Source organism: Sphingopyxis sp. GW821-FHT12C06 (genome assembly GCF_058807415.1).
In genome coordinates, this window is the sequence record NZ_JBXAQR010000002.1 from 94731 (window position 1) to 111506 (window position 16776).

The 16776-nt window shown below is 63.3% G+C and carries 13 protein-coding genes; 5 read left to right on the plus strand and 8 right to left on the minus strand.

All coding sequences use genetic code 11. The annotated features are described in order from the left end of the window. Nucleotide 1: 1 nt before the first annotated feature. Together AC1RRJ_RS05775 and AC1RRJ_RS05780 are read left to right on the plus strand one after the other, a co-directional pair. On the plus strand, nt 2-1450 hold the full coding sequence (locus AC1RRJ_RS05775) for a hypothetical protein (RefSeq protein WP_493120807.1): 1449 nt from the start codon (nt 2-4) through the stop codon (nt 1448-1450). Between the two features lie 167 nt (nt 1451-1617). Next, the gene (locus AC1RRJ_RS05780) at nt 1618-3693 is read left to right on the plus strand and encodes a M13 family metallopeptidase (protein WP_493120808.1); all 2076 of its coding nucleotides are present in this window, start codon (nt 1618-1620) and stop codon (nt 3691-3693) included. Nucleotides 3694-3709: 16 nt separating this feature from the next. On the opposite strand, the gene AC1RRJ_RS05785 is transcribed toward AC1RRJ_RS05780, so the two are convergent. Then, the gene (locus AC1RRJ_RS05785) at nt 3710-5206 is read right to left on the minus strand and encodes a BCCT family transporter (protein WP_493120809.1); all 1497 of its coding nucleotides are present in this window, start codon (nt 5204-5206) and stop codon (nt 3710-3712) included. 169 nt (nt 5207-5375) lie between these two features. Between AC1RRJ_RS05785 and AC1RRJ_RS05790 the strand changes: the two genes are divergently transcribed. After that, entirely contained in the window at nt 5376-5813 is a 438-nt protein-coding gene (locus tag AC1RRJ_RS05790; RefSeq protein WP_493120810.1) for a hypothetical protein, read from the plus strand. Nucleotides 5814-5817: 4 nt separating this feature from the next. On the opposite strand, the gene AC1RRJ_RS05795 is transcribed toward AC1RRJ_RS05790, so the two are convergent. Further along, nucleotides 5818-6267 (minus strand): hypothetical protein, encoded by a 450-nt coding sequence (locus AC1RRJ_RS05795; protein ID WP_493120811.1) that lies wholly within the window; start codon nt 6265-6267, stop codon nt 5818-5820. 232 nt (nt 6268-6499) lie between these two features. On the opposite strand from AC1RRJ_RS05795, the gene AC1RRJ_RS05800 reads away from it, so the two are divergent. After that, nucleotides 6500-6841 carry a UrcA family protein gene (locus AC1RRJ_RS05800; RefSeq protein ID WP_493120812.1) on the plus strand — a complete coding sequence of 114 codons (342 nt, stop codon included), beginning with the start codon at nt 6500-6502 and terminating at the stop codon, nt 6839-6841. Nucleotides 6842-6872: 31 nt separating this feature from the next. Here the strand turns inward: AC1RRJ_RS05800 and AC1RRJ_RS05805 are convergent, their stop codons facing one another. The 5 genes from AC1RRJ_RS05805 to AC1RRJ_RS05825 all read right to left on the minus strand — a co-directional run bounded on the left by AC1RRJ_RS05805 (nt 6873) and on the right by AC1RRJ_RS05825 (nt 13632). Next, nucleotides 6873-7607 carry a LytR/AlgR family response regulator transcription factor gene (locus AC1RRJ_RS05805; protein WP_493120813.1) on the minus strand — a complete coding sequence of 245 codons (735 nt, stop codon included), beginning with the start codon at nt 7605-7607 and terminating at the stop codon, nt 6873-6875. 2 nt (nt 7608-7609) lie between these two features. After that, complete coding sequence (locus tag AC1RRJ_RS05810; RefSeq protein ID WP_493120814.1) at nt 7610-8782, minus strand: sensor histidine kinase; 1173 nt, start codon at nt 8780-8782, stop codon at nt 7610-7612. Nucleotides 8783-8874: 92 nt separating this feature from the next. Next, nucleotides 8875-10338, minus strand: coding sequence for an MATE family efflux transporter (locus AC1RRJ_RS05815; RefSeq protein WP_493120815.1), 1464 nt, complete (start codon nt 10336-10338; stop codon nt 8875-8877). A gap of 55 nt (nt 10339-10393) precedes the next feature. Further along, nucleotides 10394-10843, minus strand: a complete 450-nt coding sequence (locus AC1RRJ_RS05820) for a hypothetical protein (protein WP_493120816.1) — start codon at nt 10841-10843, stop codon at nt 10394-10396. A 35-nt stretch (nt 10844-10878) separates the two neighbouring features. After that, nucleotides 10879-13632 carry a valine--tRNA ligase gene (locus tag AC1RRJ_RS05825; protein ID WP_493120817.1) on the minus strand — a complete coding sequence of 918 codons (2754 nt, stop codon included), beginning with the start codon at nt 13630-13632 and terminating at the stop codon, nt 10879-10881. Between the two features lie 172 nt (nt 13633-13804). Between AC1RRJ_RS05825 and AC1RRJ_RS05830 the strand changes: the two genes are divergently transcribed. Next, the gene (locus AC1RRJ_RS05830; protein WP_493120818.1) at nt 13805-14602 is read left to right on the plus strand and encodes a hypothetical protein; all 798 of its coding nucleotides are present in this window, start codon (nt 13805-13807) and stop codon (nt 14600-14602) included. Nucleotides 14603-14662: 60 nt separating this feature from the next. Here the strand turns inward: AC1RRJ_RS05830 and AC1RRJ_RS05835 are convergent, their stop codons facing one another. Then, a complete protein-coding gene (locus AC1RRJ_RS05835; protein WP_493120819.1) occupies nt 14663-16732 on the minus strand; it encodes a dipeptidyl-peptidase 5 in 2070 nt (689 codons plus the stop codon). Between the last annotated feature and the right edge of the window lie 44 nt (nt 16733-16776).

The window sequence follows — 16776 nt, forward strand, 5'->3', positions numbered from 1 at the left end:
CATGGCTCATCGCCCCCGCAGCCTGCTGCGCGGCGGGGCGTTCCTGTTTCTTGCCGGCGGGTTGCCGCTTTCCGCCATGGCGCAAGTTGATTCCGCGGAACTTGCGGCGCAGGCGTGCACGGCTGCAAAGTTCGAACGGACGTGGAACGGTATTGCTCCCATTGCCGATGCCAAGGATGACAAGAGCGAATGGGTCGCCATCGACCCGCAAGGGCTGTGGTTCTTTGCCGCGACGCGGGCAGGTGTTCAGGTGTCGCCAGACGGTGCGCGCCGCAGGATGACAGGGGCCTTCGACAATGTGAATGACGATCGCAAGCCAGCCGTAGCGAGCGAAATCGACTGGGCACTGTTTAACACCATGAAGGCGTTGCAGGACAATATCGCCGCCGACGCTGTCGCGTCGTTGAAGCTTTACGATGCTCAGAACAGGATTGTCGCGGATGCTCCAGTCGAATCCTCACGGTTTTGGCTCGCCGATCATCGCGGTATTGTTCGATGCAAAGTTGCGAAGAAGGCCGGGCCTGGTGATGGTGGTTCGGTCGCCGGTTCCGAGGGGGCGACGGATGAAAAGTCAAAGTTCGTCTTTGATTTCAACCTGAGAGAGAATCCCGAGGCCTTGTCTCTGACAGGTGAAAAACGCAAATCCGCGGGCGCGGCGCAGTTGGGATTAGAGCGCGTACGCAGTTTCCTTGATGACGGGACGCGCAAGCAGGTCACGACATTAACCGGAAAGGGCGTTCTGGGGTTGAAGATCGTGCCCCAAACGGACGACAGTTCGCTGTTCGCCTATGCCGGCTATGAACTGAGCAGATCGCGAACCAGGCCTGCGACACCGCCCACGCCGCCCGCGACACTTCGCGACGGGGATACCGAAATCATCAAGCTTGGCCTTGTCGGAAGTCAGTATTTTGATCTTGCTCCGGGGAGAAGAGCCGATCGCGCGCTGACGGTCAGCCTCGACGGTGCCTATCTGTTCGATCTTGTAAAGGATAGTGAGAGGCTGCGTACCAAAGTCACGCTTTCGCCATATAAATTCGTGGGGCCAGGGGGGCTGTGCGGCATTCGCGAATTTCATGAAACCTTCATCCCGGGAATTCGCGCGAGTTGCACACCGGACATCTTGTTTCAGTATGGCCACATCACGCGCGACGGCAAGTTGACTGCTGATGAAAAGAAGGATCATGTGATGATCGGCGGCCGGATCGGTTATGATTTGATGCTCGCTGGTGATCTTGAATCGGGTGTCTTCGCCGGTGGCAGTTTCGAGTATCAGAAACGACTGTCAGGCGGCGTGCCGAATATCCGGCGACACCGGCTCTATATCAAATATCGCTTGTGGGCTGGCAGTGATTTCGCGGTCGATATCGGTCCGGAGTTGGTGGACGGGATCAACCCGGACAGCTTTGCCGACGAGAACCAGTTGATCCTGAAAACGGGGCTGATCTTTTAGCGGGCGCGCGCGCACTGTCGTCTTCGGTTTCGCGCAATTTCCATCAACCTCCGGGAGGTTTCGACCAATGCCCGTCGGCCTGCTTGACGGTTTGGCGTCCCGAGCGGACAAGCGGATCATGCCTGCCGTCCCGTTCGGGACGGCGCGGGAATGCAAGGAGCCGGGGAATGACGAAATATTTTGGTGGGGCGGCGTACGCTGCGGTTGCCGCTGCGCTGGTTGCGGCGCCCGTGCTGGCGAATGACCCGACGCCGTTCGCGCAATTGATGGACGATGCTGGCGAAGCGCCGGTTGCGGACAAGGCATCGCTGACCGCGCTGACCTTCGGCACCTGGGGTGTCGACCTGAGCGCGCGCGACACGTCGGTGAAGCCCGGTGACGATTTCGACAAATATGCCAATGGCGGCTGGTTCGCGCGCACCGAAATCCCGGCCGATCAGGCTTCGGCGGGAGTCGATTATGACGTCTACAACCTGACCCAGCGCCAGCTGCGCGCCGTGGTGTCGGGCGCCCCGGCGACGAGCCAGGTCGGCGGCCTCTATCAAAGCTTTATGGACGAGGCGCGCGTCGATGCACTGGGCGCGAAGCCGCTGCTGGCCGACATTGCCGCGGTCGGAGCGATCAAGGATAAAAGCGCCATGGCACGCTTCATGGGGCAAACCCAGGGCGGTTTTGGTGTGTCGATTGTTGGCGGTGGCCCCTATGCCGACACCGACGATCCGACGATGAACGTGCTGTGGCTGGGGCAGGGCGGGATCGGGCTGCCCGAGCGCGAATATTATCTCGACGAGAAGTTCAAGCCGCAGCGCGACGCCTATCGGGCCTATATCGCGCGGACGCTGAAGATGATCGGCAACGCCGGCCCCGAAAAGGCAGCCGATGCGATCATGGCGTTCGAGACCGCGATTGCGAAAGCCAGCTGGGCGGTCGCCGACCGCCGCGACATCGGCAAGATCAACAACCCGATGTCGTCGGTTCAGCTCGCCGCCTATGCGCCGGGGCTCGATTGGGGTGCCTGGTTCGCCGGCGCAGGGATCGCACCGCAAAAGCGGATCATCGTCAACGAGAATACGGCGATCCGCGATATCGCCGCGCTTTATGCGAAGACGCCGCTCGATACGATCAAGCTGTGGCAGCAATTCCATGTCGCGAACAGCGCCGCACCCTATTTGTCGAAAGATTTCGTCGACAGCCGTTTTCAGTATACCAAAGTGTTGAGCGGCGTATCCGAACTGCGTCCGCGCTGGAATCGCGGGCTGGTGCTGGTCGGCGACAGTCTGGGTGAACTGGTCGGCGAAACCTATTCGAAGCAATATTTCCCGGCGAGCGCGAAGGCCAAGATGGAGATACTCGTCGCCAATCTGAAACTGGCGATGGGCGACCGCATAACGGGCAACAGCTGGATGGCGCCAGCGACCAAGCAGGCCGCGCAGGCGAAGCTCGCCAAGATGGACGTGATGGTCGGCTATCCCGACAAGTGGCGCGATTATTCGGGACTGAAGATCAATCCCGCCGACCTATACGGCAATGTGCAGCGCAGTACCGCGTTCGAATATGCCTATCAGCTCGGGGATCTGGGCAAACCGGTCGACCGCAAGAAATGGGCGATGAATCCGCAGGAGGTAAACGCCTATAATGGCGGGCTGGAGAACAAGATCGTGTTTCCCGCGGGCATATTGCAAGCCCCCTATTTCAGCGAAAGCGTCGACGATGCCGTCAATTACGGTGCGATCGGCGCGGTGATCGGGCATGAGATCACCCATGGCTTCGACGATCAGGGACGCAAGATCGACGCGAGCGGCGCGGTGCGCGATTGGTGGACGGCGGAAGATGCCGCGCGCTTCGAGGCGCAGGCCAAGGCCTTCGGCGCGCAATATGCGGGTTATGAGGCGGCGCCCGGGGCATTTATCAATCCTGATCTGACGATGGGGGAGAATATCGCCGATCTTGCCGGTCTGGAGGTGGCTTATGACGCCTATCACCGTTCGCTGGGCGGCAGGCCCGCACCGGTGATCGACGGGTTGACCGGCGACCAGCGCTTCTTTCTGGCATTCGCGCAGGCGTGGCGCGACAAGGCGCGCGAGGATGCGGTCAAGCAGCAGGTCGCGAGCGACCCGCACAGCCCGGCGCGCTGGCGGATCATCGGCCCGGTGCGCAATGTCGATGCCTGGTATAAAGCGTTCAATGTCGGCGCAGACGCCAAATATTGGCTGAAACCCGAGGATCGTACCAAAATCTGGTAAGGCCTGAGGCGGGGTCTCAGGATGTGGCGGGGGCGGCTTCTGGCTGTCCCCGCATCGCCATGACGGCCAGCGATAGCGCCGCGCCGATGATGACGAACAGCGCCGGGAAGCCACCGAGAACCGACATCATCCGGATGCCGTCGATGCCGCCCCCGGCGACCAGCAGCAGCGCAACGAGCCCGACCGTGATCCCCCACACCGTCTGGATGGCCAGCGGCGCCTCGGGGGTTTCAGGCGAAATGCCGTGGGTCGACAGCGCGCTCATTGCAGAGACATTGGCGTCCGCCCCGGCCACGTAGGAGAGGAAGATCGCGAACAGCACGATCGCGGCGACACCCGAGCCGCCGCCCAAAGCGCTGAACAGGCGGAACAGCACCGGGTCCGGGCCTTGCGCGGTCAATATGGCGTAGAGGCTGGCGCCGCTTTGCTGGTCGAGGGCGATCGTCGCGCCGGCAATCGCGGTCATCCATACCGCGCCGAACAGCGACGGCAGGATCAGATTGTACATGATAAAGGCGCGGACGCTGTATCCGACGGCAAGCCGGCCGAGGAACAATGCGGTCACTGGCGCCCAGGCGAACCAGTTCGCCCAGTTGAAGATCGTCCATTGCCGGTGCCAGCCGGTATCGACATCGAGGCCGAGGTTGCGGGGGACGAAGGTCCGGAAATAGTCCGCGCCGCCGCTCAGTGACAGTCCCAGCATCTCTGACGTCGGCCCGGCGATCAGGACGAAGGCGATGATCGCGAAGAACAGCCAAGTGTTGAGCACCGACAGCCCGGCGATACCTTTTTGCAGGCCGGTCGCCGCTGAAATCAGGAAACTGCCGACGATTGCAGCGGCGATCGCCCAGCGCAGCGGTGCGCCGCCGGCAAAACCGCCGATCCCCTCGATCCCGCCCGCGAGCGCGAGGATGCCAGCGCCCATCGACGCCGCCATTCCGGCGACCAGCGCATAGAGGCAGACGATGTCGATGCCGGTTCCGACCGGGCCATGCGCGCGCTGTCCGAGTAGAGGCACGAACAGTGACGACAGGCTGAAGGGCTCACGGCGGTTATAATAGACAAGGGCGAAGGCCAGCCCGGCGACGGTGTAGATTGCGTAGGGCGTCAGCGTCCAATGCAGAAACATCGTCGACATGGCGAAGGTCGCGGCGGCGTCGCTGCCTGGCTGAAGCCCCAGCATCGCGGGCGGATCGTTGAGGTGAAACAAGGGCTCGGCGGCGCCCCAGAACAATATGCCGGTGGCGATCGTGGTGCATAAAGTGACGGCAAACCAGCGCCAGCGGGTCAATATCGGCCGCGCCTGCGGTCCTCCGATGACCCGCCCGCCGAGCGGCGACAACGCGATGCCTGCCAGCAGCATGAGAAAACCGACCCCGGCCCAGGCGAACAGCGGTGAAAAATGGCGCAAGATCCAGTCGTTGATCGCCGTTTCGGTGGCGACGACAGCAGGCCCTTGCCACAGGCTGAGCAGGACCGCCGCCAAAAGGACGGCGAGGGGGATGAAAAACACCGGGCGGTTGACGGGATGCTTCGACGGGACTGGCAAAGGGTGGGCCGATCGGACATGGTGGGGGCAACCAGCATGACGGCCGATGGCTTTGCGGTCAAATCGCGCCGGGAACGCCGGACAGGCTAAAGCGTTAATCGCGCAGGACCGTTGGATTGAAGGAGACATTGCGATGACCAGGACGATTTGGGCTGCCGCTGCAGCCATCGCGTTGTTTGGTTCGGGACAGGCGGTCGCCTTCCAGGCACCGCATGGTACCGTCGCTGCCAAGAAGGTCGTTCCCGCGGCCAAGCTGACCCCGGCCGAAAACAAGGCGCCCCACGGGACCACGCCGGAAGAAATTTCCAACACCGCACGGTTGAACGCCGAGCAGGCGTCGCGCGCGCGCCAGGACAACGTCACTTACGAGCAGGAAGTGTCGGCGGCGCAGCAACAGATCGCACATGACCAGACGGTGTTCACCGAGGAAACCGCCGCCTATGAAGCCGAAAAGGCGCGCGTTGCTGCCCTGTCGGCCGAAGAACGGATGAAGTGGGAAGCCGACGCCGCGGCCTGCAAGGCCGGCGATCTCACCCGCTGTGCCAAGCCGGTACCGCCAAAACCCCAATAACGGATCAGGGCTGGGGACCGCTTGATAACGGGGCGGTCGTATCACGGGCGGGCATGTCGGCCGCTCCCGACACCGTATCCGGAAAGCGCCCGCCATAATGATATGCGTCGGCGGGATCGTTCACCGGCTGCGGGTCGGCATCCACAGCACCGAGTTCGCGGAAGGCATCGTCCATGCGCGGTTCGCGGGCGGCGCGCATTCGTACTGCGACGCCATAGCTGTCGGGACAATCGAGGCAGGCGTCCGGCGGCAAGGCAACAGGCATCGACGCTTCGGGATTGGCGCTGAACCCGGAGTAGGATGTGCTGGTACCGCCCGTCACACCGTGCAGATTCTCGGCCGCCATCTCTCCCAAAAGCAATCCGCCGCCGAGGCCGGCGATGACGAGCAGCAGCCATCGCAGCAGCTGGTGACCGCGATCGCGACTCGAAACGGCATGTTTGCGTCTCGCCATTGGCCGACAAGGCCATGGCGGCGGTCGTGTTGCAAGTCCGCGCCCGCCTGTCGGCCGTTCGTCGACGCCTCAACGCCCTTCGTCCTTCAATCGACGGTGACGCCTGTCCGGTCGAAGCGCAGATGCGCCGGCGCGCCATCAGGGGCATTGAAGGGGTGCGGGATACGGGGGCGCTGGTCACCCCGGTCTGGGTCCTCGTATCTCGCATCAACCAGAAGAGAGGACTCCCCCCATGGCGAAATTTACCAACCTTCTGCTGGCGGCTTCGGTTGCAGTCGCCGGCGTTGCGGCTCCTGTAGCGGCCAGCGAGAACGAACTGCCCCGCGCAGCCGTGCACTACGGCGATCTCGATTTGTCGAGTGTCTCCGGACGCGAGCAGCTTGCGATGCGGGTTTCGGGCGCAGTGAAACGCATGTGTGCAGTGGAAACGCGGGCTGATATCGGGCGAAAGGCTGCGTCCCGTGATTGCCGGGCTCAGGCAATGCGGAATGTCGACACCCAGCTTGCGGGCTTGCTCAACGGCAATGGCGCCCAGCTCGCCGACCGCGAGGGCAAGCTGTTCGCAGCCCCCTGACGGCCCCCGATGATCGAGCCGGCAAAGGCGGTCATGCCTGGTGCATGATCGCCTTTACGTCGTGGAGATAGGTGCGGCCGATGCGGTGCACGCCGCCTTCGCCCAGGTCGACACTCCACGCGCCATCGCCATGATGCTTCAACCCGACAATGCCGTCGCGCCGTACCATTTTCGATCGATGGATGCGCATGAACTGGTCGGGATTCATCCGCGCTTCGAGCGACTTGATCGTCTGGTGGATCAGCCAGCTTCGGCCGCCGACATGCAGGCGCATATAATCGCGCTCTGCCTCGACCAGATCGACCTGCGTTGCGTCCACACGCAGCATTTCGCCGCGGTTCTGAACCCAGAATTCGTTGATCCATTTGCTCTTTTGCGTGTGGCCACGGTCGGTCGCGCGCCATTCGCGCACACGCGCGATGGCGCGGCCCAGCCGGTCGGGCGACACGGGCTTCAGCAGATAGTCGACCGCGGCAACGTCGAAAGCGGCGACCGCATAGCGATCGAAGGCGGTGACGAACACGATCGCCGGCGGATTTTCGAACTGGTCGAGCGCGGCAGCGACCTGCAACCCGTCGAGATCGGGCATCGCGATGTCGCAGAGTATGAGGTCGGGCGACAGCGCATCGACCATGCGCAGCGCCGAGGCGCCATCGCTGGCGGTGCCGACAAGGGCGATGCCGTCCTGCTGGCCGGCGAGGATCTGAAGCCTTTCGATCGCCAGTGGCTCGTCGTCGACGATCAATGTTCGTATTGTCTGGATCATGGTCAGCACCTCTCCCGCGCCAGCGGCAACCAAAGCGACACGGCGAAGCCGCCGTCGTCCGACGGACCCCATTCACAGCCCGCCGTCGGACCATAGCGCGTCAGCAACCGCTCGCGCACATTGCCGAGGCCCAGCCCCGTTCCGCCATTGGGAACCGGCGCCTTGGGGTCGATGTCATTTTCGATCCGGAGCACAAGCAAGCCATATTCACTGCTGGCGGCCAGCCGGATCGCGATCTTCCCCTTGCTGGGGCCGACGCCATATTTGATCGCATTTTCGATGATGGGTTGCAGGATCAGCACCGGCAGGCAGGCGTTTTTCAACTCGTCGGGCACCGCGACTTCGACCTGCAACCGGTCGGGAAAGCGCGTCTGTTCGATGTCGAGATACAGCCGCTGGAGCGCGATTTCCTCGTCGAGGCTGACCAGCTGTTCGGGATCGATGGCGAGGCTCGATCGCAGGAACGAGGACAGATTCATAATCATCGATTCGGCTTCGCTTTTCGACCCGCGCATGACCAGCGTCGACAGCGAATTCAATGTGTTGAACAGGAAGTGCGGATTGACCTGATAATGGAGCGCGCGCAGCTGGGCATTTTTGGCCTCGAGCCGGAAATGGTTCGCGCGCCGTTCGACCGCGCGCATTTCATTGGCATAGCCCAGCGCGACATAGAGCGCGGCCCAGACGGCGAAAAAGAAATACCAGCGGATTGCACTGTCGAGGATCAGGACGATTTCCCACGAACCCGGGTGCTTCGACTGCATTTCGTTCATGATTTCTGCGGAATCGGAGATGGGAAACCAGTAATAGAAGACGAGCAGGTTGATGGTCGCATAGACGATGACCAACGGAATCGCGGCGCCCAGTGCAGAGGCGAGCCGCGCGGCAAAGCTTTGCGGCTGCGCGCGCTGAAGCAGCTGATAGAGGACGAAGGTGCACAATATTCCCGCCGTGACGACGATCGCGCGGCGGCCGGCATAGCTCCATTGATCGGAGGCGTCGGACATCAGGGCGAGGCCGGTGGTGGTCACGAAATAGATCAGCCACATCGCGATGATCGAGCCGATCGCAACGCGTGGATTGACGTGCGCGTCGGACGCGCGCCAATCGGGCGCCGCCGCCAGCATTTTCGCGCGCTGGTCGCGCAGTGCATCCTTGCCGATATTCATGTTCATTGCCGTGCTTCTAGCGCCAAAGCCCGATCGAAGGCCAGCCGGTGCAGGGGCGCCAGTCGAAGAAGCGGGCGCCTTGGTCGAAAGGACATCGGTTATCGCGCCAGCGCTTGTTGCACCGGGCGGCGCCATGTGCCGCGCGCATACCATGCCCAGGCCATCGCCAGCGACGTGAGCGAGGACAAGGGAAAGCTCCACCAGATCGCGTCGCCGCCGAGCGCGGGGTAAGCGAAATAATAGATGCCGAGGCGGATCGGGAACATCGACAGGAAAAGGATGATCAGCGGCGGGACCACCGAACCGTTCGCGCGGAGTGTGCTGATGAGGACGATCGTCGTGCCAAAGGGCAGGAAGGTCCAGGTCGCGATGAGCTGGATATGCCGCGCGACGTCTATCGCGGGGCTTTCGGTGCCAAGGAACAATCCGAGAGCCGGGCGATCGAACAGCAGCAACAGCATAATCAACGCCCCGGTCATGACGAGGTTGATCGCGATGCCGCTGTTGGTGGTCGCCGAGACGCGATCCCAGCGGTGTGCGCCGATATTCTGCGCTACCATCGCGCTGACTGCGGCGCCGACCGCCAGAGCGGGCATCTGGACGTAATTCCACAGTTGCAGCGTTGCGCCATAGGCGGCGGCGGTCACCAGCCCTTCGCGGTTGACCAGCCCGACCATGACAAGGCCTGCGCCCGAAAGCACCAGCATCTGCGCACCCATCGGCACGCCTTTGCCAAAGATGAAGCGTAGTTCCTGCCAGTTCGGATAAAGATAGGCGAGTTCACGGCCGCGCAGGCGCAGGACATGGTCCTTAGCATAGAACCAGCCAATCATCGCGACTAGGCTGATCGTTCCGGCGAGCGCCGTCGCCATCGCGCTGCCTGCGATGCCCATCTGCGGGAAGGGGCCCAAGCCCAGGATCAGCACGGGGTTGAAGACAATATCGAGCACGACCGACAGGATCATGAAGCGCAGCGGCGTCACCGCATCGCCCGCGCCGCGCGATGCCATCATCAGCGTCACCATCAACATGCTGGCGGGCACGGCGATGAAGGTGACGCGCAGATAGTCATGCGCCAGCGTGAACGCTTCAGCGGGGGTTTCGAGCCAGTGCAATATCGTGTCGGATGCGAACCAGCCGACGACGGCGATGGCCACGGAAAAGATGAGCGACAGGCCAATGACGCCGCCGCTTGCGCGCCGCGCCGCGTCGATGTCGCCGCGCCCGATGGCCTGACCGATCAGCACCGTGGCCGCCATGCCGAAGCCAAAGAAGGTCGCGAACATCAGGAACATGATGATGTTGGCATTGGCGGTCGCGGCAAGCGCGCTCTCGCCGAGAAACTGGCCGACCCAGATCGAGTTCACCGACCCCGACAGCGTTTGCAGGACGTTCGACGCGAGCGTTGGCAATGCGAAGATGATCAGCGTCTTGGCGATTGGTCCGCTGGTCAGGTCCATCTGCCCTCCGCCGCGCGCGGTCTGGCGCGGCGGAACGGGGCTAGCCGCGGGGTCGGCCGCCGTGGCGACCGGGGTCGGTGTGAAGGGCGCTTCCTCGCTCAACCGGGCGATGTCCGTGCGGAGGCTGGCAGTGATATTCCATGCAGCCGAAATGCGTTCATGCCGGACCGCCTTCGAGATCGCCGACGCATTGAAGATCGGGATCGCTCTTTGCCTTGCGTTCCAGCTCGCGGGTTTGTGAGGAGAGTCCCGGAACCAGCGCATCGGGCGCGACATGATAGGACCGGATCAGCTCCATTGCCCATCGATAATGCCGCGCGCCGGCGACGCAGCTGTCGCTGCCGCCATCGCCTTCGCCCCAGACCTCGCGCCAGCCCGCCGTCCCGTCGCGGGTCAGGATGATCCTGAAGCCGCCGATGACGCCATTGTCGCCTTCGGCATAGGCAATGGCGCGATTGCCATCGTTCCACACGCGCAGATGGCGGAAGGTGAAGCGCAAATCGGGGTGCGTACGCAGCGTCTGGATGATCGCGGTGCGTTCCGCGCTGCCCACCGCGGGCGTGTGCGGAGCCGCGCTTTTCGCCGCCAGCGGGGCGGCGAAAAGCAATGCACTAGCTACAGTCAGGGCTGCCGCACGCCGCATTACCCCAAACGGGCCAATGCGGCGGTCAGGCGATCGGCCTCGGCTTCCTTTGCGGCATGGTCGGCGCGGGCCTTCTCCACCGCTTCGGGCTTGGCGCGCTCGACGAACGACGGGTTGTTCAGACGTCCGGCGAGGCCGTCGCGTTCCTTCGCGGCGGCGGCGAGGGCTTTGGTCAGGCGGTCGCGTTCGGCGGCGATATCGATTACGCCTTCGAGCGGGACGGTGATCGTCTCGCCCTCGACCACCAGCTGCGCCGAGGCGCCGGCAGGCGCCGGATCGAAACGGATGGCTTCGAGGCGCGCGAGGCGGTCGAGCTGCGCCGCGAGCTTGTCGGTACGGCCCTTGAGCGATGCCGGGAAATGGGCGGTCAGGCGCGCGCCCGGCGGCAGGCCGAGTTCGGACTTCGCACCGCGAAGCTCGCTGACCAGCTTGATCAGCCAGTCGATGTCGGCGCTCGCCTCAGCATCGCGCGTCGGGGCCGGTTCGGGCCATTTCGCGGTGATCAGCGGATAGTCGGCACGGTCGCCAAGCCCTGTCCACAGCTCTTCGGTGATGAAGGGCATGAAGGGGTGAAGCATGACGAGAATCTGGTCGAGCACCCAGCCGGCGACGGCCTTGGTCTCGTCGTCGATCGCGCCCTTGATGAGCTCCAGATACCAGTCGCAGAAGCGGTCCCACGCAAAGCTGTAGATCGCGTTCGCCGCTTCGTCGAAACGATAGTCGGCGAGCGACTTGTCCATCGCGGCGACGGTCGCGGCGACTTCGCCGATGATCCAGCGGTTGACCGGCAGCGTCGCGGCGGGCGCGTCGATGCTGGTCGACGCCGAAATGCCGTTCGCTTCGCAGAAACGCGCGGCGTTCCACAGCTTGGTCGCGAAATTACGATAACCGGCGAGGCGCGCGTCATCCATCTTGATGTCGCGGCCCTGGCTTTCCATCGCCGACATGAAGAAGCGCAGCGCATCGGCGCCATACTGGTCTATCAGGCCGAGCGGGTCGACGACATTGCCCTTCGACTTCGACATCTTCGCGCCATCGGGCGCGCGGACGAGGCCGTGCAGATACAGCGTCTTCCACGGCACTTCGTTCATGAAGTGCATCCCCTGCATCGCCATGCGCGCATCCCAGAAGAACAGGATGTCGAAGCCCGAGATCAGGACGTCATTGGGGTAATGGCGCTTTACGAGGTCGGTGTCTTCGGGCCAGCCGAGCGTCGCGAAGGGCCAGAGGGCGGAAGAGAACCAGGTGTCGAGGACGTCTTCGTCACGCGTAAGGGTGACGCCTGCACCGGCTTCTACCTGCGCTTCCTCTTCGGTCTCGGCGACGAAAATCCGGCCATCCTCGGCATACCAAGCCGGGATCCGGTGACCCCACCACAGCTGGCGCGAGACGCACCACGGCTGGATATTCTCCATCCAGTTAAAGAAGGTCTTTTCCCAGGTCTTGGGGACGATGTTGATGCGGCCGTCGCGCACCGCCTGCATCGGCGGCTGCGCCAGTGTCTTGGCATCGACATACCATTGGTCGGTGAGCATCGGTTCGATCACGACGCCGCCGCGATCGCCGAACGGCTGCATGATCAGCTTGTCCTCGACCTTGACCATCAGGCCTTCGGCATCAATGTCGGCGACGACGCGCTTGCGTGCTTCGTACCGATCGAGCCCGCGATATTCCTCGGGCACGAGGTTGAGCGCGTCGATTTCGGCGGGGGTCGCAGTTGCGCCCTTGGCGATCTCGACCGCGCGCGCCGCGGCTTCGGCATAGGCCGGACCATCGGCGCGCATCGCTGCAACTTCGTCCATCAGGCGGTACATCGGAATGCCATTACGCTGCGCGACGCCATAGTCGTTTTCGTCGTGCGCGCCGGTGATCTTGACCGCGCCCGAGCCGAAATGGGGATCGGGATAATCGTCGGTGATGATCGGGATCAGGCGGCGATGTTCCTTGGGGCCGACCGGAATCTCGCAATATTTGCCGACGATCGGACGATAGCGCTCGTCGTCGGGATGCACCGCGACCGCGCCGTCGCCGAGCATCGTTTCGGGACGCGTCGTGGCGATCGCGATATAGTCGCGCTCTTCCTCCAGCACGACATTGCCGTCGACGTCGCGCTCGACATAGGTATAGGTCTCGCCGCCCGCGAGCGGATATTTGAAGTGCCACATATGGCCCGGCACTTCGTGCGATTCGACTTCGAGGTCCGAGATTGCGGTCTTGAGCGCAGGGTCCCAGTTCACCAGCCGCTTGTCGCGGTAAATCAGACCCTGTTTGTGCAGGTCGACGAATACCTTGACCACGGCCTCGGTGAAATGCGGGTCCATCGTGAACTGCTCGCGCGACCAGTCCATCGAACAACCGAGGCGGCGGAGCTGGCCGGTGATCTGTCCGCCGCTTTCCGCCTTCCATTCCCAGACCTTGTCGACAAAGGCTTCGCGGGTGAAATCGGTGCGCTTCTGCTGCTTTTCGTTGAGCTGGCGCTCGACGACCATCTGCGTCGCGATCCCGGCATGGTCCATGCCGACGACCCACAGCGCATCCTTGCCGCGCAGCCGCTCGTACCGGATGAGTACATCCTGCAACGTATTGTCGAGCGCATGGCCGATGTGCAGCGCGCCGGTGACGTTCGGCGGCGGGTTGACGATCGTATAGGGGACGGCATCGGGACGCTCGGGACGGAAGAGCCCGCGGCTCTCCCACTCATGGGCCCATTTCGCCTCAATCGCGGCGGGATCGAATGTTTTTTCCATCGGCATAATGGCCGCGCTTTGCCAGCCATGGTGCGGCGCGGCAAGGGGGTTAGCGCTTTCCTGTCGTATCGAAGCGCATCCGGCGGCGGCGCTTTGCAAAGCGTCGAACATGCCCTAGCGTATCCCCTTGTTAAAACTGTAATAACCCCGGGGAAGATTGCATATGCACATTGTCTCGATGAACGCATCACCATATCCGGCAACGAAGGCGCGCGCGATTGCCGGGCTATGGGTCCTTGCAGCGCTTTCGTTGAGCGGCTGCGACAAGGCGGAAACCAGTGGCGCGAACAACAATGCGGACGCCGGCATCATCGGCGCAGCAGAGCAGCAGGAGATTCCGGCGGCGTTCGATACCGTTGCGCGCGTCATTTCGGCGCAGGGCCATGAACTGGCGGGCTGCGTCGCGATCGCTGACGACCAGGCCAAGCTGGCCTGCTATGCCGCCCTCGGGTTCAAGGGCAAGGGCGATCTTGCCGGTCTTGCGGCGCTGGCCGGCGGCGGTGACATTATCGCGGGCAAGCGCTGGCAGATCACCGCACCGACCCCCGGCGGCGCTGACAGCTTTCAGGGTTCGGCGATGGTGACCTTCGCACAGCTTCCCAACGAAGGCCCGATGGCGTTCCGCAATTCGCGCGTGACGCTGCGTTGCCCCGCAAAATGGGGCGGGCCGAGCAACCAGCAATGGGGCGCATCGATCGATGTGCCGTTCGAGATGGCATATGATTCGAGCAACAAGCAACGCGGCACCATGGAAGTCCGCGTTGATGATACGCCGTTCAGTGCGATTCAATTCTCGCGCACCAGCTTCAACATCGCTCCCGATCAGGCGGTTGCATTTCGCGACGCCATCGTGAACGCCAAGGTTCTGACCGCGACGGTCAAGACGATCGACGGGAAAAGCGGAACGTTGAACGCGCCGCTTCCCGAATCGTCGACCGATGGCTTGAAGGCGTATTTCGCCAAATATTGCGCGTAATTTCCCGCCTGCCGGGCGGGAAATATTATTACGGAAATGTCAGCCGCCCCTCGCGGCCGGTCATTTCTTCAGATGCTTGCCCATCCAGTCGAACACCGTGCGGTGCCACTGGACGCTGTTCGCGCCCTTCAGCACCCAGTGGTTTTCGTCGGGGAAGACGAGCAGTTCGGATTCGACGCCGCGGCGCTGGAGCGCGGTGAAGGCGGCGAGGCCTTGGCTGTAAGGAATCCGGAAATCCTTTTCGCCGGTGATCACCAGCATCGGGGTCTTCCACTTGTCGACATGATTCACCGGGTTCCATTTTTCGGGATCGCTGCGTTCCCACCACGGGCCGCCATGTTCCCATTCGTCGAACCACAATTCCTCGGTCTCGAACGCCATCGCGCGCAGGTCGAACACGCCATCATGCTGGACGAGGCATTTGAAGCCGTCGGTCCACTGGCCCGCGATCCAGTTCATCATATAGCCGCCATAGGAGGCGCCGAGCGCGCAGGCATTGTTGATGTCGAGCTGCATGTCCTGCTTGCCCGCTGCAGCGAGACCCAGTTTGAGGTCTTCCAGCGGCTTGCCGCCCCAATTCTTGTTGATCGCATCGGTGAAGGCCTGACCATAGCCGGTCGAGCCGTGGAAATCGACGGTGACGACGCCATATCCCTGTTGCGCGAAGAGGCGGGGGTTCCAGCGCGTCGACCAGCTGTTGCCGAAACTGCCCTGCGGTCCGCCGTGAACGATGAAGGCCACCGGCAGCTTCTGGACGGGGCTGACGGGCTTGAGGATCATGCCCCAGACCTTGTCGTTGTTCGCGCCAGCGAATTGCAGCCGGTCGATCTCGACCTGGTCGAACTCGGCAAGCTGTGCCGCATTGACCCTGGTGAGCTGCGAAACCTTGCCCTTGGCGTCGCGGACATAGAGATCGGTCGGCATGAGCGCGCTGTTGCGCGAATAGAGCAGGGCGCCGCCGGGCAACGGGGTAACGTCGCCGATATTGCCGTCAAACTGTTCGGCCGAGGCCTTGACCTTCTCGACCTTGCTGCTTGCCGCATCGACGCGGAACACGGGATGATCGAGGACGTCATCGGCGGTAACATAGAGCGATTTGCCGTCGGGCGCCCATGCGATCGAGGCAACCGAACGGTCCCACGCATCGGTCAGCTTGCGCGTCTCGCCGGTCGAAAGGTCGCGCAGCATCAGCACCTGCCGGTCGGCCTCATAACCCGGCCGCGCCATCGCCGCATAGGCGAGCCATTTGCCGTCGGGCGAGGGGGTGGGGAGGGTGTCGGTCGCCTGATTGTCCGCGGTCAAATTCTGCGGCATCATCCGGCTGTCGACCAGCCAGCTGTAGATATCGAGATTGGTCGAGGTCGGCTCGTTCCGGTCGGCCTTGCGCAGCGTGAAAAAGACGGTGCGGCTGTCGCCGCCCCACGCGAGTTCCTCGCCGCCGCCGAACGGCTTCGACGGGCTGTCGCCGACAAGGCCGCCGTCAACCGGGCGCGCTGCGGTTGCCTTGCCGCCATCGAGGTTGAAGACGAAGGGGCGGCTGTAGGTGCCGGGGGTTTCCCAATGGTCCCAGTGGCGCACAAAGCCCGCGCCATCCTTGTACAGGCGCCCGGTTCCGGGGCCGACGAGCGCGCCCTTGTCCTTGGCGTCGCAGCCAAAGTCGGTGCATTCCTTGGCGATATCCCCCCAGGCAAGCAGGCGCTTGCCGTCGGGGGAGATTTTAAAGCCCTCGACGTCGGCCTTGGTGTCGCTGACCTGCGCGGCCGCCGCGCCTGTGGCTTTCAGATCGACGCGCCAGATCTGATTGGTACCCGATGCGTCGGAGAGGAAATAGAGCGAGCCGTCGGGGTGGAAGGCGGGACTGGTTTCATTCTTGCCCGCAGCATCGGCGATGGCAACGGGCTTGGCGTCCTTCGCCTTGCTGTCGACGAGCCACAGACCGGTCGAGCGCTTGTATGTCCCGGCTGCGGTCTCGGTCATCTGAAACACGACCCAGCGCCCGTCGGGCGACGCAGTCGGCGCGGCGACGCGCTTCAGCGTCGCGAGGTCGACCTCGGTCATCGGCCGGGCGGCAGCGGGGGTGGAAAGGGCGGCGGCGAGCGCGATGGCGCTGGGCAGGATCAGGTTACGCATGAAACGGCTTTAGCGATGCTGGGGGCAGTTTCAACTGTTCGTCG

What these genes read in the sequence shown, in the direction of transcription:
- AC1RRJ_RS05790 (WP_493120810.1), top strand. Translation starts at nt 5,376, where the DNA reads ATGACCAGGACGATTTGGGCTGCCGCTGCAGCCATCGCGTTGTTTGGT.
- AC1RRJ_RS05825 (WP_493120817.1), bottom strand. Translation starts at nt 13,632, where the DNA reads ATGCCGATGGAAAAAACATTCGATCCCGCCGCGATTGAGGCGAAATGG.
- AC1RRJ_RS05805 (WP_493120813.1), bottom strand. Translation starts at nt 7,607, where the DNA reads ATGATCCAGACAATACGAACATTGATCGTCGACGACGAGCCACTGGCG.
- AC1RRJ_RS05800 (WP_493120812.1), top strand. Translation starts at nt 6,500, where the DNA reads ATGGCGAAATTTACCAACCTTCTGCTGGCGGCTTCGGTTGCAGTCGCC.
- AC1RRJ_RS05795 (WP_493120811.1), bottom strand. Translation starts at nt 6,267, where the DNA reads ATGGCGAGACGCAAACATGCCGTTTCGAGTCGCGATCGCGGTCACCAG.
- AC1RRJ_RS05835 (WP_493120819.1), bottom strand. Translation starts at nt 16,732, where the DNA reads ATGCGTAACCTGATCCTGCCCAGCGCCATCGCGCTCGCCGCCGCCCTT.
- AC1RRJ_RS05775 (WP_493120807.1), top strand. Translation starts at nt 2, where the DNA reads ATGGCTCATCGCCCCCGCAGCCTGCTGCGCGGCGGGGCGTTCCTGTTT.
- AC1RRJ_RS05830 (WP_493120818.1), top strand. Translation starts at nt 13,805, where the DNA reads ATGAACGCATCACCATATCCGGCAACGAAGGCGCGCGCGATTGCCGGG.
- AC1RRJ_RS05780 (WP_493120808.1), top strand. Translation starts at nt 1,618, where the DNA reads ATGACGAAATATTTTGGTGGGGCGGCGTACGCTGCGGTTGCCGCTGCG.
- AC1RRJ_RS05810 (WP_493120814.1), bottom strand. Translation starts at nt 8,782, where the DNA reads ATGAACATGAATATCGGCAAGGATGCACTGCGCGACCAGCGCGCGAAA.